18 protein-coding genes are annotated in these 25,236 nt (G+C 57.7%); 14 read left to right on the top strand and 4 right to left on the bottom strand.

The genetic code is table 11. The annotated features are described in order from the left end of the window. Positions 1 to 122 precede the first annotated feature (122 nt). Positions 123 to 890 (top strand): SGNH/GDSL hydrolase family protein, encoded by a 768-nt coding sequence (locus KVT38_RS28850; protein WP_217597209.1) that lies wholly within the window; start codon positions 123 to 125, stop codon positions 888 to 890. 55 nt (positions 891 to 945) lie between these two features. Beyond that, positions 946 to 1,500: an acyltransferase gene (locus KVT38_RS35650; protein ID WP_217597208.1), complete on the top strand. Its 555-nt coding sequence runs from the start codon at positions 946 to 948 to the stop codon at positions 1,498 to 1,500. A 366-nt stretch (positions 1,501 to 1,866) separates the two neighbouring features. On the opposite strand, the gene KVT38_RS28840 is transcribed toward KVT38_RS35650, so the two are convergent. Beyond that, positions 1,867 to 3,171 (bottom strand): SGNH/GDSL hydrolase family protein, encoded by a 1,305-nt coding sequence (locus KVT38_RS28840; RefSeq protein WP_217597207.1) that lies wholly within the window; start codon positions 3,169 to 3,171, stop codon positions 1,867 to 1,869. A 355-nt stretch (positions 3,172 to 3,526) separates the two neighbouring features. On the opposite strand from KVT38_RS28840, the gene gltB reads away from it, so the two are divergent. Beyond that, complete coding sequence (gene gltB / locus KVT38_RS28835) at positions 3,527 to 8,131, top strand: glutamate synthase large subunit (RefSeq protein ID WP_217597206.1); 4,605 nt, start codon at positions 3,527 to 3,529, stop codon at positions 8,129 to 8,131. A 692-nt stretch (positions 8,132 to 8,823) separates the two neighbouring features. Here gltB and KVT38_RS28830 read toward each other — a convergent pair. The 3 genes from KVT38_RS28830 to KVT38_RS28820 form a co-directional block, all read right to left on the bottom strand. Continuing rightward, a complete protein-coding gene (locus tag KVT38_RS28830; RefSeq protein WP_217597205.1) occupies positions 8,824 to 9,195 on the bottom strand; it encodes a helix-turn-helix domain-containing protein in 372 nt (123 codons plus the stop codon). Between the two features lie 198 nt (positions 9,196 to 9,393). Beyond that, positions 9,394 to 12,039 (bottom strand): glycoside hydrolase family 55 protein, encoded by a 2,646-nt coding sequence (locus tag KVT38_RS28825; RefSeq protein ID WP_217597204.1) that lies wholly within the window; start codon positions 12,037 to 12,039, stop codon positions 9,394 to 9,396. A 115-nt stretch (positions 12,040 to 12,154) separates the two neighbouring features. Next, positions 12,155 to 14,926 (bottom strand): PA14 domain-containing protein, encoded by a 2,772-nt coding sequence (locus tag KVT38_RS28820; RefSeq protein WP_217597203.1) that lies wholly within the window; start codon positions 14,924 to 14,926, stop codon positions 12,155 to 12,157. 316 nt (positions 14,927 to 15,242) lie between these two features. Here KVT38_RS28820 and KVT38_RS28815 point away from each other — a divergent pair, with 316 nt between their 5' ends. The 11 genes from KVT38_RS28815 to KVT38_RS28765 all read left to right on the top strand — a co-directional run. Beyond that, positions 15,243 to 17,225: an asparagine synthase-related protein gene (locus KVT38_RS28815; RefSeq protein ID WP_217597202.1), complete on the top strand. Its 1,983-nt coding sequence runs from the start codon at positions 15,243 to 15,245 to the stop codon at positions 17,223 to 17,225. After that, positions 17,185 to 17,307, top strand: coding sequence for a paeninodin family lasso peptide (locus tag KVT38_RS28810; RefSeq protein ID WP_217597201.1), 123 nt, complete (start codon positions 17,185 to 17,187; stop codon positions 17,305 to 17,307). The genes KVT38_RS28815 and KVT38_RS28810 overlap by 41 nt, the downstream gene beginning before the upstream one ends. A 76-nt stretch (positions 17,308 to 17,383) precedes the next feature. Then, complete coding sequence (locus KVT38_RS28805) at positions 17,384 to 18,316, top strand: phosphoenolpyruvate carboxykinase (ATP) (RefSeq protein WP_217597200.1); 933 nt, start codon at positions 17,384 to 17,386, stop codon at positions 18,314 to 18,316. Between the two features lie 3 nt (positions 18,317 to 18,319). Then, the gene (locus KVT38_RS28800) at positions 18,320 to 18,622 is read left to right on the top strand and encodes a lasso peptide biosynthesis PqqD family chaperone (RefSeq protein ID WP_254639643.1); all 303 of its coding nucleotides are present in this window, start codon (positions 18,320 to 18,322) and stop codon (positions 18,620 to 18,622) included. Continuing rightward, positions 18,619 to 19,107 (top strand): lasso peptide biosynthesis B2 protein, encoded by a 489-nt coding sequence (locus KVT38_RS28795; RefSeq protein ID WP_254639642.1) that lies wholly within the window; start codon positions 18,619 to 18,621, stop codon positions 19,105 to 19,107. The genes KVT38_RS28800 and KVT38_RS28795 overlap by 4 nt, the downstream gene beginning before the upstream one ends. After that, positions 19,100 to 20,266, top strand: a complete 1,167-nt coding sequence (locus KVT38_RS28790) for a nucleotidyltransferase domain-containing protein (protein WP_217597199.1) — start codon at positions 19,100 to 19,102, stop codon at positions 20,264 to 20,266. Before KVT38_RS28795 ends, KVT38_RS28790 begins: the two co-directional genes overlap by 8 nt. Before the next feature lie 12 nt (positions 20,267 to 20,278). After that, complete coding sequence (locus tag KVT38_RS28785; protein ID WP_217597198.1) at positions 20,279 to 22,087, top strand: ABC transporter ATP-binding protein; 1,809 nt, start codon at positions 20,279 to 20,281, stop codon at positions 22,085 to 22,087. 264 nt (positions 22,088 to 22,351) lie between these two features. Beyond that, the gene (locus KVT38_RS28780) at positions 22,352 to 23,107 is read left to right on the top strand and encodes a YveK family protein (RefSeq protein WP_217597197.1); all 756 of its coding nucleotides are present in this window, start codon (positions 22,352 to 22,354) and stop codon (positions 23,105 to 23,107) included. Next, a complete protein-coding gene (locus KVT38_RS28775) occupies positions 23,104 to 23,742 on the top strand; it encodes a CpsD/CapB family tyrosine-protein kinase (RefSeq protein ID WP_217597196.1) in 639 nt (212 codons plus the stop codon). The genes KVT38_RS28780 and KVT38_RS28775 overlap by 4 nt, the downstream gene beginning before the upstream one ends. Before the next feature lie 176 nt (positions 23,743 to 23,918). Further along, positions 23,919 to 24,809, top strand: a complete 891-nt coding sequence (gene galU, locus KVT38_RS28770) for a UTP--glucose-1-phosphate uridylyltransferase GalU (RefSeq protein WP_217597195.1) — start codon at positions 23,919 to 23,921, stop codon at positions 24,807 to 24,809. A gap of 13 nt (positions 24,810 to 24,822) precedes the next feature. Next, positions 24,823 to 25,236: sugar transferase (locus KVT38_RS28765; protein WP_368859175.1), on the top strand; the 414-nt coding region annotated here is incomplete at its 3' end.

Here is a 25,236-nt window from a genome sequence, read left to right as displayed (position 1 = left end):
GTCCGAAGGGACTGAAGGCGGCCTTTCTGCCGCTTATTTGCCTCGATGAGGAGGATTGACGGGGACGGCCGATTGGGCTTAAAATGATACAAAGTGTATACATTCGAAGGGTGAATCAGCGGATGCCGACTTTTTCGAACCGTACCGTCATTGCCTTTACCGGAGATTCAATCACGCACGGGCTGGGCGTGGTTGGCCATAGATATTCCGATCTTATGGGCTCGCTTTTGAACGCGAACGTTATTAATTTCGCTAAAAGCGCCATGCCGATTGCGGAGGCCAAAGGGATGCTTGACGATATTGTCGGATGCAACGCCGATTACATCGTATTTTCCCACGTTACGGTCGAAGCCGTCATAAGGCCGAAGCCATCGGCCCTTAAGTATATGCCGGCGCGCTGGAGAAGGACGGGCTGGATGGATCCGCGCCCCTACTTTTCAAGAAAGCTGACGAAAAGAGTGCCTCAAAAGGTGGAATCGTTCGTTCGCTGGCAAACGAAAAATATGTTAATCCGTCTTTTCCAAGGGACGACGATTGCATCCGAAAGCGAATATGCAGCCGATTTGCGGTTTATGCTCACCGGCTTGCTTGATCGGACGAACGCGAAGATTATCGTTCTATCGCACTTTGGCATCGACGATCGTTATTTTCCCGGATCCGCTGCATCCATGGAAAGATTCTCCGTTCGGTCCAGAGAAGTCGTCGGACAGCTGAAAAACTCCCGCCTTTTATGGACGGACGTAAGCTCTGTTTGCGATCGATGGAGCGACTATTTTGCGGACCACTTTCATCCGAACAAAGCAGGTCATGAAAAAATTGCGAACAGGCTGGCCGAGATCATTGCGGCTTCGATCCGCGAAGAGCGGCGTTTATCCGCCAAAGCGAAATGAAGGATGTCCGGCTATAGTCGCAGGTTAAATCAAAGAGAGAGAAGGTCGAGGTCGAGTGGCAATTCCCGGCGCGGCATTGATTAAAACCTTGCTAAGTCCTTCGTTTTGGCATTTTACATTAAAAAAGTGGGAAGCGGAGTTTCATACGAACAGGGGCGCGGCATCCAAGCTCCGAGGCAGCAAAGACGTATTTTTCGACCCTTCCGTCACTTTTCGTTCGCCTGAAAACATCGTTCTCGGAAGCCGCGTATGGATCAACGAGGGCTGCAAAATATGGGCTTCTCCAAACGCCAGAATCGTTGTGGGGGACCACACCTTGCTCGGCCCGAACATCGTCGTCATCGCGAACAATCACGGCACTGAATACGGCAAAGGCTTCATTCGGGACCAGCCCATGGTCGAGAAGGATATTAAGATCGGGCCGGACTGCTGGCTTGGGGCGGGCGCCGTTATTTTGGCGGGCGTCGAAATCGGAGAGGGGGCCGTCGTGGCGGCCGGCGCGGTCGTGACGAAAAACGTGCCTCCTTATTCGATCGTCGGCGGCGTACCGGCTAAAGTCATCTCCTCCCGAAACAGCAATCCGGAACGTCTTTACAGCATATCGACCTGAAGTTCAGCCGCTCGCAGGAGCGGCTTTTTTAACGATTCTGGAAGTATAAAAAGACCGAGGAATCACCGGGCAACCATGCATTGGAACCGGACTCAGAAGACGTTATTTCGTAAAAATCGGTCCAGATGGCGATTATTGCGGACTGAGCTGACGTTATTTACTTGGATCAAGGCGAAACAAGGCCGGCAATCCCGCAATAACGGCCCCTGTGTCCGCGGAAGGCTTGCAAATACGGATTTGGTCAGCAATAACGGCCACTGAGTCCGTCATCTACGCTCGAATGTAAGGTTATTGTTGCAACTGCAATCGATTGCGGACGCAATGAAAAACGCCCGCGCATCGATCGCGGACGTTTAAGGAACGCTATCAAGAATTAATAAATGCCGTATGCAGCTTGGCCTGGTAGACGACCTGATAGTCGAGGCCTTGGGTGATCGCGGCGAGCGGGACGTACGTTTTGCTTTCTTTGCCGATCGTCTGCAGGTACGCGGGCACGTTCAGCGCTTGCTTCACGCCGCCGACGTCGATCGTCTTCGCGCCGATCGTAAGCTTGACGACGCGGCCGTTCTGCTTGAAGGTGGCGGTCTTCGTCTTGTTGTCCCACTGCAGCTCGGCGCCGGTGGCTGCCGCGACGTCGCTTAACGCGAGGAAAGTCGTGTTACTCTTGAGCTGCGGCTTGTTCAGCGTCGCGAGCAGCTTTCCTTTAATATAGACCGTCGGCGCGGGATTCGCCGCCTTGTCCGAAGGGGCGACCTCCGTATATTCCGGCCACAGCGGCGCCGCGAACGCCCGCGCGATCGTCTCGTAGCCGGTCTGGGTCGGATGGATGTCGGTCACGCCGAATACCGGGCTGAAATGCGTGTACAGCGCTTCTTTGCCCAGGAACGCGCCGCCGATATGTACGATGTCGACCGCGATGCCTTCCGCCGCCAGGGACGTCTGGAGCTCGTCGAGCTTGGCGCTCAGCTTGGCGGTCGAAGCGTTCAACTGGCCGTACAGCGATTCGCCGACGATCTTGGACACGGGCGAATATTGATCGGCCACTTCAATGCGCGCCCCGGGCGCCAGGCTGCGAAGCGTTCGCAGATTCGCTTGCAGCTGTTCTGCATAAATATTCAGTTTCTCGTCGAATGCGGTCTCGAACGAAGACGCGGCATCGCCGTCCGTCTTGCCGACGAGGTCGCGGACGAGCGCCGCAAAATCGTTGCCTCCGATCGTGAGCGTCACCAGATCCGCATCGGCCAAGCTGTCCCTAAGCGCCGGGGCGCTGGCCGCTACAGCATCCGCCTGCGCCTTCGCGGCGGGATCGTAGGCGGCATAGTCCTGCAGCTCGTCGGCCGTCAGCTTGCGGCCCTCGGCCGCGCCGGCGAGCAGCCGGGTCAGACCCGCGCTCTGCAAGCCGAGCGCTCCGTAGTTGGCGAGCTCCGCACGTCCGTGAAGCAGCGCGTTCACATATAACCTGTCCGCATAACCGTAAACGTCGGCGGCGCGGGTCACGCCTGGCTCGTAGCCCAGCGAGACGGAGTCGCCGAGCGACACGATCTTGAAGGCGTCGTGCGCGGCCGCGGAGGGCGCAGGCTGCTCGCCCGCGGCATAAGCGGAGATCGGCGCCGCGACTGCGGTCAGGGCGACGAGCAGCGCCGCGGAGCGGCGTTTGGCTTGAATCGTCATTGCTTTCTCCTCCCGAAGGCGGGCTGCGGGATCAGCCAAACATTGATTATCGCCTTCATAAAAATATTAAATTGCCTTTGCTGACGCTGTAATGTTAAAATAGCATAACAATAAAAAGGTATATTTATTAGTTTTACACGAATTTTCGAAGCAAATCCCGAACGATTTCCCGTTACCTCGCCGTTTTCCTTCGATTATTCGGGCGTTCATGCGTTGCCAATAATATTGTAGCAGATCATATTATTCCGCGCCGCATCCCGCCTGCCGTTCGTCGAACTTTATTTGACCGGCCGGACGCCGTCGAACCGTTGGCTCACGACACCCTATTTTTTCTATAGAAAGGTTGCGCTTCATCATGACACAATTCGTGAACGGATTGCCCCCGAAGCAGGGGCTGTACGATCCGCAATATGAGCGGGATGCTTGCGGGATGGGATTCGTCGCCCATATCAAAGGCCGGAAGTCGCATGAGATCGTCGAGCAAGCGCTAAGTCTTCTTATTAACATGGAGCACCGCGGCGGCCAAGGCGCCGAGCCGAACTCCGGTGACGGAGCAGGCATCCTGCTGCAGATTCCGCACGATTTCTTCGCGCGCGAATCCGGCGCGCTCGGCTTTTCCCTGCCGGAACCGGGACAATACGCGGTCGGCATGGTATTCCTGACGCAGGACGAATCGCGCCGCGCCGAACACGAGGCGCTGCTCGAAGGCATCGCGACTGAGGAAGGGCTGTCCGTTATCGGCTGGCGTACGGTTCCGACCGACGACAGCACGCTCGGCATCTCTGCGAAGCGCGTCAAGCCGTTCGTGCGCCAGGTGTTCATCGGCCGCCCGGCGGCGCTGGCCGACGATCTGGCCTACGAGCGCAAGCTGTACGTGCTGCGCAAGCGCGCCGAGAAGGCGATCCGCTATTCCGGCATTCCGGACGGCGAGATTTTCTACGTGCCGAGCCTGTCTTCCAAGAAGATCATCTACAAAGGCATGCTCACGACGGAGCAAGTCGGGCATTTTTATACGGAGCTCCACGATCCGACGCTCGTATCGGCGATCGCGCTCGTCCATTCCCGTTTCTCGACGAACACGTTCCCGAGCTGGGAGCGCGCGCATCCGTTCCACTATCTGATCCACAACGGGGAGATCAACACGCTCCGCGGCAACGAGAACTGGATGCATGCCCGCCAGACGCTGTTCGAATCCGAGCTGTTCGGCGCCGATCTGGAGAAGGTCAAGCCGGTCATCAACCATGACGGCTCCGACACCGGCAAGTTCGACAATACGTTCGAGTTCATGTATCTGGCCGGCCGTCCGCTCGCGCACTGCGCGATGATGATGGTGCCGGAGCCTTGGCAGAACGACGAGCTGATGGACGACGACAAGCGCGCTTTCTACGAATACCACAGCACCTTGATGGAGCCTTGGGACGGTCCGGCCGCGATGGGCTTCACCGACGGCGTCCAGATCGGCGCGGTGCTCGATCGCAACGGTCTGCGTCCTGCGCGCTACTGCGTGACGAAGGACGACATCATCATCATGGCTTCCGAAGCAGGCGTCATCGAGATTCCGCAGGAAGAGATCGTGCTCAAGGACCGTCTGCGTCCGGGCCGCATGCTGATGGTCGATACCAAGGAAGGCCGGATCATCGCCGACGAGGAGCTCAAGAAGGCGATCGTATCCGAGCATCCTTACCGCGAATGGCTGAACGAGCATCTCATCGATCTCGAGGAGCTGCCGGAGGCGCTTGAGCTGCCCGCGCTCGACCACGCAACGGTACAACAGCGCCAGCAGGCGTTCGGCTACTCGTTCGAGGACGTGCGCAAGATCATCGAGCCGATGGCGGCCGCAGGCGTCGAGCCGCTCGCTTCGATGGGCTACGACGCGCCGCTCGCGGTGCTGTCCGACCGCCCGCAGCGGTTGTTCAACTACTTCAAGCAGCTGTTCGCGCAGGTGACGAACCCGCCGATCGACGCGATCCGCGAAGAGATCGTCACGTCCACGTACACGACGGTCGGACCGGAGCGCAATCTGCTCAATCCGGAGCCGGAGAGCTGCCGCCATATCCGTCTCGTGTCGCCGATTCTGTCCAACGAGGACTTCGCGAAGCTGCGTCATGTTCACCGTCCGGGCTTCAAGTCGATCACGCTGCCGATCTACTTCCCGGCAAGCGAGGGCGAAGCGGGCTTGAAGCAGGCGCTCGACGACCTGTGCGCCGCGGTCGACCGCGTCATGAAGCACGGCCACAACATTTTGATTCTGTCCGACCGCGGCATCGATGCGGACAATGCGGCGATTCCTTCGCTGCTCGCCGTATCGACGGTCCATCACCATCTGATCCGTCAAGGCACGCGGACCAAGGTCAGCATCCTGCTTGAATCCGGCGAGCCGCGCGAGGTGCATCACTTCGCGCTGCTGATCGGCTACGGCGTCAGCGCGGTGAATCCTTACCTGGCGTTCGAGACGCTCGACGACCTGATCCGTCAGGGCATGATGCGCAATATCTCGCACGAGAAGGCCGTCAAGAACTATCTGAAGGCCGCGAACAAGGGCGTCGTGAAGGTGCTGTCCAAGATGGGCATCTCCACGATCCAGTCGTACCGCGGCGCGCAGATCTTCGAAGCGATCGGCCTGCGCGGCGACCTGATCGACAATCACTTCACGTGGACGCCGTCCCGGATCGGCGGCGTCGGTCTCGAGACGATCGCGAGCGATACGCTGAAGGCCCACGCCCGCGCGTTCGCGACCCAGGAAGGCGCGGAGCGCGAGCTCGATTCCGGCGGGGATTACCAGTGGCGCAAGGACGGCGAGGATCATCTCTTCAATCCGAAGACGATCCACACGCTGCAGATGGCGACGCGGTCCAACGACTACAAGCTGTACAAGAAGTTCTCCTCGCTCGTCCAGGGCGAGTACGAGGAGATCCGCACGCTGCGCTCGCTGCTCGACTTCAAGTTCGACCAGCCGCCGGTGCCGATCGAGGAGGTCGAACCGGCCGAGTCGATCTTCAAGCGGTTCAAGTCCGGCGCGATGTCGTTCGGCTCGATCTCGAAGGAAGCGCACGAATCGCTCGCGATCGCGATGAACCGCATCGGCGGCAAGTCCAACTCGGGCGAGGGCGGCGAGGATCCGGCGCGCTTCATTCCGGACGCCAACGGCGATTCCCGCCGCAGCGCGATCAAGCAGGTCGCATCGGGACGCTTCGGCGTCACGAGCTACTACCTGTCCAACGCCGACGAGATTCAGATCAAGATGGCGCAAGGCGCGAAGCCGGGCGAAGGCGGACAGCTGATGGGCCGCAAGGTGTACCCATGGGTCGCCGAAGTGCGCGGCACGACGCCGGGCGTCGGCCTCATCTCGCCGCCGCCGCACCACGACATCTATTCGATCGAGGACTTGGCCGAGCTGATCCATGATCTGAAGAACGCCAATCCGAAGGCGCGCATCAACGTCAAGCTCGTCTCCGAGGTCGGCGTCGGCACGATCGCCGCAGGCGTAGCCAAGGGCCGCGCGGACGTCATCCTCGTCAGCGGTTACGACGGCGGCACGGGCGCTTCGCCGATCGGCTCGATCCGCCATGCGGGCCTGCCTTGGGAGCTCGGCCTCGCCGAGACCCACCAGACGCTGATCCTGAACAACCTGCGCGACCGCGTCGTCGTGGAGACGGACGGCAAGATGATGACCGGCCGCGACATCGCGATCGCCGCGCTGCTGGGCGCCGAAGAGTACGGCTTCTCCACGGCTCCGCTCGTCGTGCTGGGCTGCATCATGATGCGTGTCTGCCAGCTCGACACCTGTCCGGTCGGCGTCGCGACACAGAACCCCGAGCTTCGCAAGAAGTTCATGGGCGATCCGGAGTATGTCGTCAACTACATGCGTTTCCTCGCCGAAGAGCTTCGCGAGATTATGGCGCAGCTGGGCTTCCGCACCATCGAGGAGATGGTCGGACGCACGGACCGCCTCGATACGAAGAAGGCGATCGCGCACTTCAAGGCCAGCGGCGTCGATCTGACCGACCTGCTGTACATGCCGGAGCTGCCCGAAGGCTCGTTCCGCTACAACCGCAAGTCGCAGAATCACGGTCTCGAGGAGTCGCTCGACATGCAGCATCTGCTGCAGGCTGCGCTTCCGGCGATCGAGAGCGGCGAGCGCGTGCGGGGCACGTTCCCGATCAAGAACACGAATCGCGTCGTCGGCACGATCGTCGGCCACGAAGTGACGAGCCGCCACGGCAAGGCCGGGCTGCCCGAAGACACGATCGCGTTCCACTTCGTCGGCACGGCCGGACAGAGCTTCGGCGCGTTCATCCCGAAGGGCATGACGCTGACGCTCGAAGGCGACGCCAACGACTACAACGGCAAGGGGCTGTCCGGCGGCAAGCTTGCGGTATTCCCGTCGCAGTCCGCGACCTTTAAGGCCGAGGACAACATCATCGCCGGCAACACGGCGCTGTACGGCGCGACGGGCGGCGAGGCGTATATCCGCGGCGTCGCGGGCGAACGGTTCGCGGTCCGCAACAGCGGCGCGAACGTCGTCGTCGAAGGCGTGGGCGACCACGGCTGCGAATATATGACCGGCGGACGCGTCGTCATCCTGGGGCGAACCGGCCGCAACTTTGCCGCCGGCATGTCCGGAGGCATCGCCTATGTCGTCGATTGGAACGGCGACTTCGTCAAGCGTTGCAACTTCGAGATGGTCAGCTTGGAGGCACTCGAGGAAGAACGCGAGATCGCCGAAGTGCGCGGCTTGATCGAGAACCATGTCCGCTATACTGACAGCGAACTTGGCGAGCGCGTCCTGAGCGATTGGGAAGCGGTGCTGCCGAAGATCGTCAAGGTTATTCCGAAGGACTACAAGCGGATGATGGAGCAGATCGAAAAGGTGAAGGCGCAAGGTCTGAGCGGCGAGCAAGCGCTACTGGCCGCCTTCGAAGCCAATATGCGCGACTTGTCGCGCGTCGGCGGCAATTGACGATTTTCGCGGTATGACGACAATCGACACAAGCCTTCGACTGCGGAAAAAGCGGGAAGATCGGGAATAAAACAGAGTTTTAACACATAAAGATACGGAATGAAGCGGGATGTTTTCCGCTCCATTCCGTATTTTTTTTATACCGGAATGACAGGTATTCCGATCGGGAGCATGCTTAAGTCTAAATCGGCTTCAAAAGCGGGCCGAAGCCTTTAATACCGCGCGATCTGAGGGTTTGCCGACAATTAAGCTCGTATGTGAGAGAAGCTTCCCTCGTGCCGCGAACCGAGTCCGAGCCATGTGCGGAGCATGTCTCAGGTAGGATCAGACAGGGTCATTCAGCCCTCGACCCGACATGGCGATAAAAAAATTTTGACGACATACATCACTCGACACCCTCCGCATTCCTTGTCCCTTATAATAAGGATTAGTTGAATTAGGTTTCATTTTCCAGAGAGGGGATTTAGGTGCGGAGATGGAGAGGGAGAGGGATCCAGGCTTAGATTCGTCCGGGAATAACCCCGTCGAGATTAGCATTCATACCATTCTTACCCAGCTTGGCATCGACGTCAGCAAATGGGAAGCGTTTGAAAAGGAAGAAAAGAGGAAAGAACAACAACAGAATACCGTGTAAAAGAAAAATACCCCGGCCGCTTCCGAGCGGTTCGGGGTATCTTGCATAATCGGCACGTTCAGCCAAGCGATCTCTCGGCTCTGATAAAGGCGATAAAACGCTTGGCTTCTTCCTTGGACAGCCGCCGGCCGTCGATCGTTAGCGCGAAGCTCTCCAGCAGCTTGTCTGCGTCGGAGAGTTCCAATTGATCGGTGAACTGGCGCACCTCAGCATCTAGCGTCATCTGGGGCTGGTGCGTTCTTCCCACAAGATAGTCGATCGACACATTAAACAGATCGGCCAGCTTGGTCAGCATTTCCGTATCAGGTTCGCGCCTGTTTTTTTCGTAGTGCGAGAGGGCGGCCCTGGTAATGCCAAGGGAAGAGGACAATTCTTCTTGTGTCCAGCCGGATTGATCACGTAGATAGGCGATGCGGCTGCCGATATTCATACGAATTCCCTCCTTTTATCCCGTCACTTAATGATAAACGTTTGGTGATACATTTGCATCAGTTGATACAAAACGTCACATTAAGAAGGGAAGCGCTTTTATTTCTAGTATACGTATCGTATCTAATTGATATACATACGACCGATGAAAGGCCCTTGCCAGGGTTTCGGGCAAGGGCCGGTGCAAAGGTTTTGCCATTCAGGTCATCGGCGCGATGCTTATCTGTCCTTGATCGTTAACCGTAATCCGGAAGCGTTTGCCGCCTGGCGATGTGAGCACCAGTCCGTCGCCGGGCCGCACCAGCTCGACGTCGTCATCGGCGGCGATGTGATAGCGCGGCGAGTAAGGAGCTAACGGTCCCTCGGAGAGCATGAGTCCCGCAAAGTAGGTCGGACGGTCGCGGGGAAGCTCGATCGATACTTGCTGAAACGATACGCTGCCATCGGCGGGCGTCCCGTCGACACCGGTAATTTTTGTCCAGGAGCCTTTGGGATATACGGTTTGATTGTAGTAGAACCGGCTATCGTTGGAAGACCTGCCTGTCGCATTCAGCCTGATGTTCATGCCGTTCTGTGAAGCCGTGAACGCCCACAGACTCATCGATAAGGGATTCGATGGAGAGATGAACGGTGCTGAAGCCAGCTTGATTTGGAGCAGACTCAGCGTCGAATTCGGCGCCGGCGTAAACATCAGAATGACCGGCGTCGGGCCCAATTCAGCGCGCATCGGACGCGGCAAAGCCGGATCGACGCTTGCAGCAATCGTCAACGTTCCGCCGGCGATTTTGTAGGACGCGGGATTGTCGGGATCGAGCAATAAATTGCCCCGCGTGACCGCGTTGAACGCTTGTTTGGTCCGATCTTGCAGGAGAGAGCCGGAGCTTACCGAAACTTCGAAATAAGGTTCCTTGGAAACGATCGTAGCGCGCTCCAAATATAACCCTTCCAGATCCGAAATCGTCGCCAGCTTCTCGATACGAGCGGATCCGATGGCGCCGGGCGCGCCCGATACTCTCAGATTGCCCGTGACGGAGCCTCTCGGGATGTCGCTGTCCCGCAGCGTTCCGAACCAGGCCGCATACTGTTGACGCTGATTCGCGGGCATTAAGCTGTCCGGCAGCGCATATTGCCATCCTTGCCTTGGCGTCGCATACTTATAATCGCTCCAGCTGTAGCCGAATCCGCCGGTCACGCGTATGCGGGTATCGGACTTGGGCAGCAGCTTGATCGCCGCTTCCCCGATTTGTTCCTGACTCACCCAATCCATCGTGGACATCAGTCCGGAGACGGCTACGACTGATTTATAGATATCGGGATCGTCGATCGCCTGATAGATCGAGTAAGGGGAAAAGCCCATATGAACGCGATTCAAGTAACCGCTGAAGCCCCCGTAGTGATTGGAAATCAATTTGACGCCAAACAGCAAGCCGCAAAAAACGCCCGTAATGTCCGAGCTCTCAAAATAATAGTCCTCGGTGTTCAAGCGGCAGTAAACGCCGATCAGCCCGCTCAATTTGGATTCGAACGCGTAGATGTGCCCGGCCGTACTGTCCAGGAGCAAGCCGACTTTGATCGTGGCTGTCCGGACGTCGCGGAAAGTCGGCTTGGCCGCCCCCGAGACGCGGAATCCGGAGCAGCCGGTGACGAACATGTCATAATACTGCAGCGCAAAAAGCTTAGGGTCGGCCCAAGCCGGGTTGTCCAGATAGTAGGCTTCCTTGCCGCTTCCGATCTGCAACCCGTTGACGACTGTATCCGCAACGATGTCGATGCATGGCTTAAGGTCGTACACGAACTCGGGGACGAACATGAGGGACGGTCTTCCATTCCCGATCAGCGCTGCCGCATCGCATTGAATCGTATCGGAAATCCGGTAAGTGCCCGGCGGGAATATGACCTTCCCTCCTGGTCCGGCCACCTTGATCGCCTGGCGGATCGGCAGCGTATCGTCGTGGTTGATCGGCTGGTTCAGCGTAAAGGCGGCTGCGGCGTCCAACGTAACAACCGTGCTGCCGGCGCCGGACACGATGCGGGCGATCCAGATGCCGGGAAACGGCAGCGTTTTGGGCAGCGACGGTTCCGTAGCGCGAAGGGCGGCGCCGTTATCCTTCCAGGAGGTCTCCTGTACTCTGGCGATCCGGACGGGAGCATCGGGCGTGCGACCATAGACATAATATCCGGCGGCGCCCGGCACCGCATTCCAGGAAACGACGATCGCGTTATCCGGCGAGATCGTATCGGGGCCCCGCTGCACGGTTACGGCCGTCGCAGACGACAAGCCCCCATATGAATCCACGGCGATCACCGTATACGTATACGCAGAAGCGCCGCCGGCTCCAGCTATCGAAGTCTTCAAGCCGGCCGGCGCGCTTAACAGGCACGGCGTGCCGCCGGGTATGGATACGTACTGGCCGTTGCGGAAATCAAGCGGGTTCGAAAGCGTCAATTTGTTGGAGCCTTTGGCGATTTTGCCGTTTACGCTGCTGCGGCTGCCCGAGGCGCCAAACCATTGGGGCAGGACGACGGGAGCGGCCATCGGTCCTTTATAGCTGCCCTTGCCTCCGAACACCGTCGCCATGCCGGCCTCGATGCTTCCCAGAACGGTGACGGTTACCCCCGGATCGGGAGCCAGCATCGCGCCGTCGGCAAACCGATAGTTCAGCGAAGCGGGCAGTGTCGTATCCGATGCGATCCGATAAATGCCGGGCCCGAAGGTCACGGTGCTGCCGTTGCCGGCGTCGCTTGAGACGATTGCGTTTTGGACTGCCTGACGCAAGGCGTCCGTATCGTCCTTCATGCCGTTGCCCGACGCCCCGAAGCTCTGAACGGACTGACTATCCGCCACGATGTCTCACCTCACTATAGAAGTCGCCGTCTTGTCCGTGACGGGTGTCCTCTACCATATGAGAGACGGAGCGAGACGGTGCGGGCAAGCATCCTGAATGTCCGGGACCGAGGTTTTAATGTGCGGGTATACCGCTCTTCGGCCACCAGACGCCGGCGACGTCGTAGTCCCACAACGGGTATCGGGCGTTCAAAGCGCTGTCGCGGGCCGTAACCTGAACGCGTACGCCGTCTCCCGATTTGAAGCCAGGAAGCGGGACGGTCACCGGCCGTCCGGCAACGGTATCCACGGTTATACGATTCGATTCGGCCGAATGGGCGGGAACCGCCGTTTTCGGCTGATGATCGCTCGCCCAATAAAGGTTGATCGTCGGAAGTCCGCTAGAAATGTTTTTAACCGTTAGCTCCAGCTTATAGGATTGTCCCGCAACGAGCGAGACCGTTCCCTGCTTTTGCGTTTTTTTGCAGCCGTCGACCAGGAGCTTTCCGTCCAGCTTCAATTGGACGTTGCAATATTTGGTGTCCAGAATAAACGTATAGGCTTCCGTATAGGCAGGATCGACCGTGCCATCCCATTTCCAGACGCCTTTCGTTAATGGAGGCAGACGCTCGGTCGTCAGCAAGGGCGCCTGATACGTCCTCACCGGGGACGTATCCGTTTCCGATGCGTAAAGCGCGCCGGTATACGAGGTTGCGGTGCGTGCCGGATAAGGTCCCCAAGTGATTGTCGCGCTGCCGGCCGCATTCGTTTGAAATTGAAATGCCGCTTCCGCGCCGTTTTTAAATAGTTTCGTATTCGAAATAAGCGGTCCGGTACGGTCTTTCTTCTCCTCTATAATAAGAAAACGCGGGTAGTCGACGGTTTCCAGCTCTACGGCAATCGTGTTCGGGCTGCTGTCCGTGATGGCGACCTTCGTCTTGGAGCCGGTGATCGGGTCGTAGCTGTAGACTACGGCTTGATCGCCAAACAGATTGGACAGCGTAACGTAAAACGTTTCCGGCTTCATATCGTACCTTCTGGCATCGAGCGGACCGAAGGCGGGCTGCCAGGCGCGGGTCAAGTCCCGCGTAACGACGTAATAAGCGACGGCGAACTTGTTTTGATCCAATTGAAAAGGCAGTACGGCGAGATCGTTCCGATTGAACTGATCGGGATGCGCCGGGGTTCCATCGCCCTTCAGCGCCAATCTCGGCTCGGGTTCCGTCACCTTTTCCACGCGCAGGGGTCGTGCCGTCTCGATCGGAACGCCGCTTTTCATCAAGTCCGACACGGCCTTCAGCGCCTTGATTTGCGGGCCGGCAGCGGCTCTCGTTTGATCGTTCAGCACATAATGGTTTTTCGCAAGCGCGGTGTAGAAGGCGTCCGCGATCACGCTGTAGTGGAGATCGTCGCTTTTGGCGGAAAACAGATTTAACGTATGGAGGCCTTTGTGGCTCGAGAAGGTCATCAGCCTGAGCGAAGCTTTTGTCCCCACCTGCTGCATGAGCGCTCTTAGCTTGACGTCGGTCGCTTTAACGTTGTTTTTGGACATCAGCTCTTCCGCGAACTTGCCTCTCCACCAATTGCTCTCTGTCATCCAAACCTGTGCGGCCTGACCATCCCCGTCGTTCGCAAATCGTCCATGCAAGGACCAGGGGCCGGGGATAGGCTGCAGGTCCCTTACGACGAACTCCGTTTGGTAGGCGTAGTACCAGTATTCGGGAAACGCGGCCACATGCTTCGGGAAATAAGTCTTGCTGCCCGGAAGAATGCTTCCGTCGGCCGATTGATAATTCCAAGTCGCGTTCGTGCCGTTTAACTGTACGGTGGATGCCGCGCCATTGTAGCCTGTATAGTAATGCCGGCTGAATCCGCTTTGGCTAGCGTACATTTCCGTCCCGTTTTCCCAGGGATGCTGATTCGAAAAGCCGTCGATGACGTTTACGCCGGGCAATTCGTTCGCGGGATCTCGCACGTAACGCAGCGTCAAGGGCAACAGGGCCTGGGCGCCTTGTTTGGTTTGGCCGTCGATTTGTACGGAAGGATAAGCCTGAAACGATTGCTTTTTCTCGTAATAATTGTTGATATCAAGAAATTGGCTTCCGAACGTAACCTCGTTCCACACCTCCAGATCGAAGCCTGCGTCGGCCGAATCGTTCGTGCCGAGCAACTTTTTGACCTGCGCGGTTACGGTTCGAACGTATCGCGTCCACCCGTCCATCGTCGCCTGACCGGCCGGGTTCGCCTTGCCTCCGGTATAAACGGTGCCGGAAAAGGGTCTGTATTTAAGCCTCGTCAGACGAAGCGGGCCAGCCTTCAAGTCTTTGGTCAACGGCGCCGACAGCGTGAGTCGTCCCGACTTGGCGTCTGCGGACGTAATGATCGGATACATCGTTTGGTAGGCTTGTCCGCTTAAGCCGGTGTAATCCGCAACGATGCCCGCCGTCGATTTGACGTAGATTTCCCTGCTGCCCTTCTTGGCGTTCGCCTTTAATTGCACGTCAACGAGCTTGTTCGGGACGGGACTGCCGGCGTTCGCGTTCAATAGAATGATGGGACGTATGCCGTATTTGCGGAGAGCGAGCAGGGCCGCTTTAATTCTGCCCTCCGTGAGCGCCGTGAATCTGGATTCATCGTTGAAGTCGATATTGCTCCAGTTGATCTCGACGCGCGCCGAACGGATGCCGGCTTCGGACAATAGCTCAGCGGTCGGATCCGCTTCTTTTTCATTGACGTTAAATACGATTCCGGTCGTTTCCAGGTATCTCTGTGCGCCCCACGTATCCATATAGGAGCGCCAGGGCGCTAGATCGAACGAGGCCAGGCCGAAGGGGAGCTCTTGCTGACGCCAATCCTCGTAAGGACGGTCCAGCGGGCTGGCTTCGTTTGAAGGGAGGCCTTGCAGCATCGTATAACTTAAAGCCTGCCTCCCTTCCTTGAAGCTCAATAGCATAAACAGTGCTATAGGAAATAAAAGCCACCTTGTCGTTCGCAGCCACCTTGCCCCGCGGGATGGCGAATACATAGCTCTCCGTGCCTCCTTCACCTAAGTGAACATGATAGGTATGCAATATTATACGAATTGTATCAAATGAACATAGATCGTGCCAACTTTTAAGAGAAACTTGAATAAAATAACGGTTGACATTTCGGTTTTCGTGATATAAATTAAGAGCAACAAAGATACAATCTGTATCACAAACGGATGAACGGGGGGCTGGCGAATGAGCGCGATCACGGGATGCTGCAGGCTGGAAGGCTATCGTAACGTCGAGAATATCGGCGGAGCGCTGATGAACGCGTTGACGCCATTTCCATCCGATCATCGAGGCTTCTGGTATATGGACGGCATTTACCTGGGCTGCCATGCGCAGTGGATCACGCCCGAGTCGATCGGGGAAAAAGCGCCGCTTTTCGATGAAACCAAAAATTTGGCGGTTGCAGCCGATGCTATTCTGGACAATCGAGAGGAATTGTTCGATCTCCTGCAATTGACGTCTCCGCTGCGGCGGATCGTGACGGACGGCGAGCTTATCCTGCTGGCTTACGATAAATGGGGCGACGAATCTCCCAGATACCTGGTCGGAGACTTCGCTTACGTCATCTGGGACGAGCGAAAAAAACGGCTGTTCGGCGCCAGAGACTATTCGGGCACACGCACTTTGTATTATACCCAAAATTTAGGGATGTTTGCATTTTGCACCCTGATCCAGCCTTTGCTGGCGCTCGATGATCGGCAAGCCGCTCCGCTGAATGAACAATGGTTAGCCGAGTATCTGGCCAATCCGGGCCGAATCGAAACGATGGACGTCGGATCGACTGTCTACCGGGATGTCCGCCAGCTTCCCCCGCACCACAGCATCGCCGTCGAAAACGGCAAAGTACGGGTTCGCCGGTATGCGGAGGTCGAGGCGCAATCCTTGAATCATCTTCGGCGCGATCGCGATTATGTCGAGGCGTTCGCGGATGTACTGCAGAAGTCCGTCGCATCGCGCCTTCGTACTTTTAAGCAGGTGGGCTCCTATTTGAGCGGCGGACTGGACTCGGGGACGGTGGCCGGGTTCGCGGCGAGGACGCTGGCGGGGGAGCAGAAGCCTCTTCATACGTTCAGCTATATCCCTGCGGACGGATTCGAAGACTGGACGCCTGCCAACCGCCTCGCGGACGAACGTCCTTATATCAGGTCCACCGTGGAAGCAGTCGGCAACATTCGCGATCAGTACTTGAGCTTTCCCGGCCGCAGTCCGTACAGCGAGCTGGACAAATGGCTGGACATGATGGAGATGCCATTCAAATTCGTCGAAAACGCATTTTGGCTCTCGGGCATTTACGAGCAGGCGGAACGCGAGAACGTCGGCGTATTGCTGAACGGAGGGCGCGGCAACTATACGATCTCTTGGGGTCCCGCGCTGGACTACTACGCGCTGCTGCTCAAGCGGATGAGATGGATCAGGCTCTACGGCGAACTGAAGCAATACGGAAGCAACCGCGGCATCGGCAGACGGAGACTGCTTGAACTCGTCAGGCAGCGCGCATTTCCGCATCCGGCTTCCTCCGCCGCCGGCGACATTCCTGCGGAGCGGCTGATCCATCCGGACTTTGCCGCCCGGACGCGGATTTTCGAGCGAATGGCAGCGTCTGGTGTCTACGTGCCGGGCAAACCCCCAATGACGATGATCGACGCCAGGCAGCGGCAATTCGCAGAAGTCGGTCACTGGACGAACAGCGGAGTCAGCGGCACCAAGCTCTCGATCCGACACGGCCTGTGGTATCGCGATCCGACCAACGATTTGCGATTGGCCAGATTTTGCCTGGGGCTGCCGATCGGGCAGTTCGTGCGGGAGGGCATGGATCGGGCGATGGTGCGAAGAGCGACGGAAGGCATCCTTCCCGACCGCGTTCGATTGAATTATAAAGTCCGCGGGGTTCAGGGCGCCGACGGCATCTACCGCATGAAGCCGCATTGGCCGGCATTCGTGGCCGAGCTGCAGCGGCTTTGCGAAGACGCCAGAATGCAAAGCCTTGTCGACACTTCTTACTTAAGAAAGGCAATATCGAACAACCGGGAGCCTTCTCCGAATACCGTGTTCGACGGCGAGTTTGTCAAGCTGATGCGAAGCGTCGTGCTATACCGCTTCCTGAAACGCTTGAAAGGAGGTGATATCAATGAACAAAGAGTGGAGCGTACCTTCTCTGGAGGTGCTTGACGTGAAGCTGACGATGGCTGGCCCGGGTGTAACGATTCCGGACTCATTCGATCCCGACGAGGAAACCCAGCACCACAGCTAATCCCATGAGAGTCCCTTATAAATTCCCTTATAAGGGACCTCTCTCTTATTATCCCGATGCTGGAGTGAGACAATTGATGGTAACGACCTTGCAACAAGTCAAACGCCGGGCATTCGGCCTCACGATCTTGAGCGAGCTGCCCCTTCCGGAGCTCCCCGAAGCGTCGGCAGACCATATCGAAACGGATGTCACCGTGCGGATCGGCGACTTGTCCGGCGTATGGCAAGCGTTCGCGGAGCCTGGAAGAACATCCAGCGTGACCGAAGACAGGCTGCTGTTCAGGATTGAGGGCACCGCGATTTACGAAGTGCGCGGGGGCAGGGAGATCGTCGTCTCGCCGGAAGAGAAGGCGCAGCCCGACAAAGTCCGGTTGTACTTGCTCGGAACCTGTATGGGAGCCCTTCTGCAGCAGAGGCGAATCTTGCCGCTGCACGGAAGCGCCGTCCTCATTAACGGCAAGGTTTACGCGTTTATCGGAGATTCGGGGGCCGGGAAATCCACGATGGCTTCGTGCTTGCTTCAACGGGGATATTCGCTCGTATCGGACGATGTGATCGCGGTCGCTGGACCCAATGAGACCGTACCGTACGTCATGCCCGCGTATCCGCAGCAGAAGCTCTGGCAGACGAGCCTGGACGGCCTTGGCATCGCCGGCGCCTCCTTCAAGCCGATTATCGAGCGAGTCGACAAATTCGCCGTGCCCGTTACCGAAGCTTTTAACGGCAGTCCCGTTCCGCTAGGAGGCATCTTCGTGCTGTCGCGGGCCGAGACCGCGGAGATCGAGATCACGGATGTGCCTCGTTTTTTAGGAATGGCCATTTTGCAATATCATACTTTCCGGAAGTCGTTGATCGAAGGCTTCGGACTGAACGAATGGCACTTTAGAAGCGCCGTCGCGCTGGCGGGGCGGGTGCCCCTGAAAAAGTTAGGCAGACCCGCCGAAAGTGTCGGATTCACCGCCAATCGGATGGCGGATCGCGTATTGGAATTCATTTCGAAGGAGGGTTAGAAAATGGCGGATACGATGGAATGGACGAAGGAGCAAGTCGTCGCCCAGCGCCCCGGCTGCATCGTGAGCGATATGGACGGCGAGAAGGTTATGCTCAGCATCGATCGCGGCAAGTATTACAATCTGGGCGAGATCGGCGGCCGGATCTGGGACTTGATCTCGTCTCCGGTATCGATCGGCAACCTGGTAGACAGTCTTGTTCAGGAGTATGCGGTCGGCGCGGAAGAGTGCGAGCGGCACGTCGTACAATTTTTAAATCAATTGACAGCCGAAGAGCTGATCACGGTGAGCCGGCAAGCGTCATGAGCAAAAATTACTTGTCCCATATGGCCAAGTTCCTCGCGCCTGGCCGAACCGACAGATTGCTGCTGCTGGAAGCGTTCTGTTATTTGGCATGGGCGAGAATCCTGATCTCTGTCCCTTTTGCCAAGGTAGCCCCGACGCTGGGAGAAGCGATGCGGGAGCTGCCGGAGACGCCTTCTGCCGATAAAGCGACGCTTCGCCGCATCGCCGACGCGATCTACCGGGCCGCTAAGCATGCGCCCTGGGACTGCCGCTGCCTGGTGCGGGCGATTGCCGCGTTAAAAATGCTGAAGCGAAGGGGCATCGAAAGCACGCTGTATCTCGGCACGGGGCGCGGCGAGCGGGGAGAGCTGGCGGCGCATGCATGGCTTCGCAGCGGGAACTTTTACTTGACCGGCGCGGACGAGATGAAAGGCTACACGCCGGTTGCCGTCTTTGGACAAAGCGCCCGGCCGGTTCGCAAAACGAAGGGATGGTCGCATGGATAACGCGCAGCGATTGCTATTTGCCTTGCTTCGAAGCGATGGCGAAGCGGAAGGCAGCGTCATGGACGGCTTCGCAAGCGAGGACGTGGATTGGACGAATTTTTTGCGGCTCACGCGGCATCATCGGGTGTATCCATCCGTGTACCGGCGCCTAAAAAAGGAAGCGTCGTACGCCGTTCCCGAGCCTGTGATGCGGCAGCTGCAGGAGCAATACCGGCAAAACGCCGTTCGAATGCTGGGGCTTGCCGGCGAATCGGCGCGGATCGGCGCGGGCCTGGCGGACAGAGGAATTCGTTCCTTGTTTTTAAAAGGACCGACGCTCGCCCACGAGCTGTACGGGGACATGAGTCTGCGGACTTCCTCGGACTTGGACATCCTGTTGGACTGGAAGCCGTTCGGCGGGGATCGTCTGGCCGTAGATAGGATGATGGCCGAACTCGGCTACGTCGCGGAAGCGTACACGCCGACCGTGCTCAACGAGTGGAGATGGCGGCAGCATCACAAGTCCTACTGGAACCCGAAGCTCGGGGTGCATATCGAGATTCATTGGCGGCTGAGCCCAGGACCGCTGAAAGAGCCGGGATTCGAAGAGCTGTGGTCGGAAAGCCGGGTCAGCGCTTTGGGAGGCGGGGCCGTTCGTTATATGGGCAGCAAGCATCTATTCTACTACTTGATTATGCACGGGGCCAGGCACGGCTGGTTCCGCCTACGGTGGCTGACGGACATCGACGTGCTCGCCAGAAGAGACGAGGACTGGCCGCAAGTGAGGCGACTGCTTCGCAAGTACGGCGCCGCCCATCTCGGCGACCAGGCCATGACATTGGCATCGAAATTGCTCGGCACCCCGGTGCCGGCCGGGATCGCGCTCGGCACGCAACCGAACTCCAAGGGCGCAAAACTGGCCCAAAACCCTTTTTTTTACGTCGAGCAAAGCATCGACATCCTCGGAGATCCGCCTGTGCATCTCCATCGAGCCTACAAGCGATACTTGTTCGCGATCAGACCGCCTCTGCACAAACTCTTATTCCTTTTAAGCCTGCTTCATCCTTATCCTACCGACTTTGAAACGCTGCCTTTGCCGAAACGCGTGCATTTTTTGTATTTTCCGCTGCGTCCCCTGCTGTGGGCATGGCGCAAGACCAGGAGAACGGCCGTAACTTGAGGGGAGCCGCCTATGGAACCGATATTGTACTTCATTAAACGCCTTCGGCAATATGCGGGAAAAAAGCTGTATATCAATCTCGCGGGCATGGTGTTCGTAAGCTTGCTCGAGGGGATCGGCATCCTGCTGCTCATTCCGATGCTGAAGGCGGGCGGCATCGCCGACTTCGGCACGGGGGCTACGCCGCTGTTCGGGTTATTCGACGCCATTCCCGGGGAGGCCGTTCTGCCGCTTATTCTTACTTTGTTTTTGGTCATTATGCTCTCGCAGAGCCTGCTCAAGCGCGTGGTCGCGCTACAGAACATCAAGATTAACCAAGGCTTCGATCTTTATTTGAAAACCGAAACGTACCGCGGCATTTTGCAATCGAATTGGACCTTTTTTCTGAAAAAACGAAAATCCGATATGGTGAGCGCGCTGACGAGCGAGATCGGACGAGTGAACGGGGGCATCAATCTCAGCCTGCAGCTGCTGGCTTCGGTCATCTTTACGGTGATCCAGATCGCGCTCGCCTTCTGGCTGTCTCCCTCCATTACCGCGTGCATCCTCGTTTGCGGGCTGGCGATTACGTATGCGGCCAAAAAGTTCGTCGGCCGGGCCAAAAGTCTCGGCGCCAAGTCTACGGAATCCGCAAGAGCCTATTTGGCGGGAATCACGGATCAGCTGAGCGGCGCGAAGGATATTAAAACCAACGGGCTCGAAGCCTCCAGATTAAGCTGGATGATCGGAGCCAGCCGCAAGATTCATAAGGAGCAAGTCGAATTCGTCCGCTTGAAATCGTCGACGCAATTTTATTTCCAGGCCGTTTCCGCCGCTTTGATTGCGTTGTTCATTTATATGTCCGTCCAGCTGTTCCATACGAAAATGGAGCAGTTGCTGCTGATCATCGTCGTCTTCACGCGGCTTTGGCCTCGTTTCTCCGGCTTGCAGGGCAATATCGAGCAGATCGCTTCGTTTTATCCCGCCTTCAAGAGCCTGGATCGGCTGCAGGAGGAATGTGCGGCGGCCGCAGAGCTCCGCATCGCCGAGGATGGCCGGGATACGATTACGCCGATCGCGATCCATTCCTCGCTCGAATGCCGGGGTGTTAGCTTCAGATACGATAAAGGCGACGAGCGCTTCGCGCTCCGCGACATCGATCTGGTCGTTCCCGCCTGCAAGATGACGGCCATCGTGGGCCGGTCGGGCGCGGGCAAGAGCACGCTGATCGATATGCTAATGGGCCTGATCGTCCCGGAGCGAGGGATGCTGGCATTGGACGGTAAACCGCTGTCTAGCGGCGATTTGCTGTCGCTTCGCAAGTCGATCGGCTACGTTCCCCAGGACCCCTTCCTGTTCAACGATACGATTCGAGGGAATATGACGCTCGTCAAGCCGGATGCGACGGAACCTGCGCTATGGGAGGCGCTCGACTTCGCCGCGGCCGGAGATTTCGTTCGGGGACTGCCGGACGGCCTGGACACGCAGATCGGGGATCGGGGCATACGGCCCTCGGGAGGCGAGCGCCAACGCATCGTGCTGGCTCGCGCCATCCTGAGGAAACCGTCCGTTCTCGTACTGGACGTGGCGACCAGCGCGCTGGACACGGACAATGAGATCAAAATTCAAGAGGCGTTGGATCGCTTGAAGGGCCGCATGACCTTGATCGTCATCGCTCACCGCCTATCGACGATTAAAGGCGCCGACCAGGTCGTCGTCGTGGATGAGGGCCGCATCATCCAGCGCGGCCAATTCGGAGAGCTGGCCGGAGAGAGAAAAAGTCTGTTCAGGCACCTGCTTGAAAATCAAGCCTTCGACTGGCAGAGCGCCGGCAACGCCTGAGTCAAGCAAACAGCGAGTGGAGAATCCTGTCCGTCCCTAAGACGGCGGGATTCTTTTTATTTTCGACAATTCCGCGGATCGGCTGACGCCTCGATTGTAAGCGCTTAAAGCGCGAAGCGCCGTAGCAACGGGATTTTTCTGAAAATTCGATCCGAGAGAGTTCCGACAAAAGTCTAAAATACAATTGACAGGATACAAAACGTATCATAAGATAAACGTACTGAGGATACACAATGTATCCAACACCGAGATGGAGTGATCTGCATGGAAATGGATCTGAAAAAGTATATGGGCGCAATTCGGAAACGCTTTTGGATCATTCTGCTATTGTCTATCGCGGCGTCCTGCTCGGCATATGCTTACTCCAAGCAAATGGAGCCGAGCTTCTACTCGGCCAACGTGAAAATCATCGTCAATAAAACGGTCGAGGCGGTGGGCGGCGAGACGATGGACGTCTCCTCGATCGCTTCGAACATCAAGCTCATCGAAACCTACAAGGAAATCATTCTGACGCCGGCCATCATGGACAAAGTTGTCGAGCTTCATCCCGAATTGAACCTCTCCTCCGCGCAGTTGATCTCCAGAGTCCGGGTGAATGCGTTGAACGAAACCCAGGTCATGTCGTTGAATGTAACGGATACGAATTATGCGCGCGCCGCGCGGACCGTGAACGCCGTGTCCGAAGTGTTCCAAATGGAAATTCCGAAAATCATGAAAATCAACAACGTCACGATATTGACGAGCGCCAGGGAAGATCAGCCGACGCAGCCCTTCGGTCAAAACACGAAGTCGAACGTGACCGTCGCTTTGTTCGCTGCGCTGCTGCTGTCGACGGGCGCCATCCTCCTGATCGAATACTTCGACCAATCGATCAAGAAGGAAGAAGACGTGCTGCTGGCGATCGGATCGAAGACGCTCGCGGTCGTTCCAAGGATGAAGAAGCGGGACATCAAGCTCCCGTCCTCCAATAGCTATGCGGCAAGCCAATCCGGGATAAAGGCGGGAGAGCAGGCGTTATGAGCAAACTGAGGCCGGAATATTTAAAGGTCATGGACTTCGACCCCGCTTCGCAGCTGGCAGGCTACTATCATACGCTTCGGGCGCAGGTCGACTTTGCGGCTGCCAGGCTCGGGGCGCGGGCATTGTCTGTCGTATCCGGCGCGCAGGGAGAAGGGAGATCCGCCACGGCAATCAACCTGGCGCTCGCTTACGCCCGCGCGGGCAAAAAAACGCTGTTGATCGACTCGGACCTCCGCAAGCCTTCCCTTCACGACATTTTGCAACTGTCCCGCCGGGACGGATTAAGCGAGTACTTGAGCCGGGCGATTCCTGCAGCGCAAATCATAAAAGAGACCGACTATCCGAACATGCAGATCGTCACCTCCGGATCGTTGCCCCCCAACCCGACCGAATTGTTATCCTCCCAACGCTACGAACAGCTCATCGCGTTTGCGAAGGAGCAATACGACCGGATCGTCGTCGACACTTCGCCGCTGATGGCGTCGGCGGACGCCCAGATCGTCGTCTCGCAAACGGATGGCGTGCTGTTGGTCGCCGAGCATGCGAAGACGACCCGGCATCAACTGCAGCGGACGTCCGGCCTGATCGAACAAATCGGCAGGCCCGTACTGGGCACGGTCATTAACAAAGCATAGGTCAAACAGGAGCCGACGCGCTCCAGGCAAAGTCTGCTGAGCCTCTATCGCTGCAGACACTCGGCTGTGCTGTGGGTCGCGAGACCTTAGACGTGAATCGTCGATGGCATGGCGTGAGGAGGGGTTGAATGCCCCGCGTTTTTTGAATAGACGTTTTTATTTTCGGAGGTGGACCGATGCAAAAGATTCGTAAGGCCATTATACCGGCTGCAGGACTTGGAACGAGGTTTTTGCCTGCGACCAAGGCCATGCCCAAAGAGATGCTCCCGATCATCGACAAGCCCACCATTCAATATATCGTCGAGGAAGCGGTCGAGGCGGGCATCGAAGACATTATTATCGTGACGGGCAAGGGTAAACGGGCGATCGAGGACCACTTCGATCACGCCTTCGAGCTCGAGAGCAGCCTGGCCGAGAAGGGCAAGCACAAGCTGTTGGAGGAGGTCCGGCGTTCCGCCAAGGTCGATATCCACTACATTCGGCAAAAAGAGCCCAAGGGCTTGGGGCATGCCGTATGGTGCGCCCGGAGGTTTATCGGCGACGAGCCGTTCGCGGTGCTGCTCGGCGACGATATCGTCGCCGCCGAAGTGCCTTGTCTGAAACAGCTGATCCAGCAATACGAACGGACGGGGTCCTCGATCATCGGCGTCCAGCCGGTCGCGGATCACGAGACGGATCGCTACGGCATCCTGGATCCGATCGGCAGAGAGGGCCGGCTGTACGAGGCGAAGCGATTCGTCGAAAAACCGCCGTCCGGCCAGGCGCCTTCGAATTTGGCGATCATGGGCCGGTACGTCTTCACGCCGGGGCTTTTTGCGTATCTCGAGAAACAGGAGATCGGCGCGGGAGGGGAAATTCAGCTGACGGACGCGATCCAGCGATTGAACGAGATCGAGCCGGTTTACGGCTATCATTTTAACGGCACGCGGTTCGACGTCGGCGAGAAGCTCGGGTTTATTTTGACGACCATGGACTTCGCGCTTCAGCATGCGGAGCTGCGCAAGCCGCTCTTGGAAGCTATGGAGCGCATCGTGCGGGATTCCTATGCCGTCCCGGTCAGCGGCTAAGGAGGCGGCCAGCGTGATCGAGCCGTCCAACGATATGAAACGGAGCTATGCCGGCATGCCCTACTATGGAGGGGCAAATGCCAGAGTCAAGCTTGAAGCAGGTCGCCTGCAATATGACAGAACGAAGCGAGGCATGGATATTGTGCTGGCGGCGACCGGCCTGCTGGTGCTGTCCCCGCTGCTGCTCATCGTCGCCATTTTGGTGAAATGGGACGATCCCAAGGGCGGCATTTTCTTTTTCCAGGTCAGAGTCGGCAAAGACGGCCGGCTATTCCGAATGGTCAAGTTCCGGACGATGGTCGTCGACGCGGAAAAAAGGCTTCAGGAGCTGCTCGCACGCAACGAGGTCAAAGGAAATATGTTCAAGATGAAATACGATCCGCGCGTGACGCGTATCGGCCGTCTGCTGCGCAAGACCAGTATCGAC

The sequence above is a fragment of the Cohnella sp. GbtcB17 genome (genome assembly GCF_019091135.1).
Taxonomy (GTDB): domain Bacteria; phylum Bacillota; class Bacilli; order Paenibacillales; family Paenibacillaceae; genus Cohnella.
This window is presented reverse-complemented; position numbering and strand designations above follow the sequence as displayed.

What these genes read in the sequence shown, in the direction of transcription:
- KVT38_RS28790 (WP_217597199.1), top strand. Translation starts at nt 19,100, where the DNA reads ATGGATAACGCGCAGCGATTGCTATTTGCCTTGCTTCGAAGCGATGGC.
- KVT38_RS28815 (WP_217597202.1), top strand. Translation starts at nt 15,243, where the DNA reads ATGAGCGCGATCACGGGATGCTGCAGGCTGGAAGGCTATCGTAACGTC.
- KVT38_RS28805 (WP_217597200.1), top strand. Translation starts at nt 17,384, where the DNA reads ATGGTAACGACCTTGCAACAAGTCAAACGCCGGGCATTCGGCCTCACG.
- KVT38_RS28850 (WP_217597209.1), top strand. Translation starts at nt 123, where the DNA reads ATGCCGACTTTTTCGAACCGTACCGTCATTGCCTTTACCGGAGATTCA.
- KVT38_RS28785 (WP_217597198.1), top strand. Translation starts at nt 20,279, where the DNA reads ATGGAACCGATATTGTACTTCATTAAACGCCTTCGGCAATATGCGGGA.
- KVT38_RS28780 (WP_217597197.1), top strand. Translation starts at nt 22,352, where the DNA reads ATGGAAATGGATCTGAAAAAGTATATGGGCGCAATTCGGAAACGCTTT.
- galU (WP_217597195.1), top strand. Translation starts at nt 23,919, where the DNA reads ATGCAAAAGATTCGTAAGGCCATTATACCGGCTGCAGGACTTGGAACG.
- KVT38_RS28830 (WP_217597205.1), bottom strand. Translation starts at nt 9,195, where the DNA reads ATGAATATCGGCAGCCGCATCGCCTATCTACGTGATCAATCCGGCTGG.
- KVT38_RS28795 (WP_254639642.1), top strand. Translation starts at nt 18,619, where the DNA reads ATGAGCAAAAATTACTTGTCCCATATGGCCAAGTTCCTCGCGCCTGGC.
- KVT38_RS28800 (WP_254639643.1), top strand. Translation starts at nt 18,320, where the DNA reads ATGGCGGATACGATGGAATGGACGAAGGAGCAAGTCGTCGCCCAGCGC.
- KVT38_RS28820 (WP_217597203.1), bottom strand. Translation starts at nt 14,926, where the DNA reads ATGCTGCAAGGCCTCCCTTCAAACGAAGCCAGCCCGCTGGACCGTCCT.
- KVT38_RS28810 (WP_217597201.1), top strand. Translation starts at nt 17,185, where the DNA reads ATGAACAAAGAGTGGAGCGTACCTTCTCTGGAGGTGCTTGACGTGAAG.
- gltB (WP_217597206.1), top strand. Translation starts at nt 3,527, where the DNA reads ATGACACAATTCGTGAACGGATTGCCCCCGAAGCAGGGGCTGTACGAT.
- KVT38_RS28775 (WP_217597196.1), top strand. Translation starts at nt 23,104, where the DNA reads ATGAGCAAACTGAGGCCGGAATATTTAAAGGTCATGGACTTCGACCCC.
- KVT38_RS28840 (WP_217597207.1), bottom strand. Translation starts at nt 3,171, where the DNA reads ATGACGATTCAAGCCAAACGCCGCTCCGCGGCGCTGCTCGTCGCCCTG.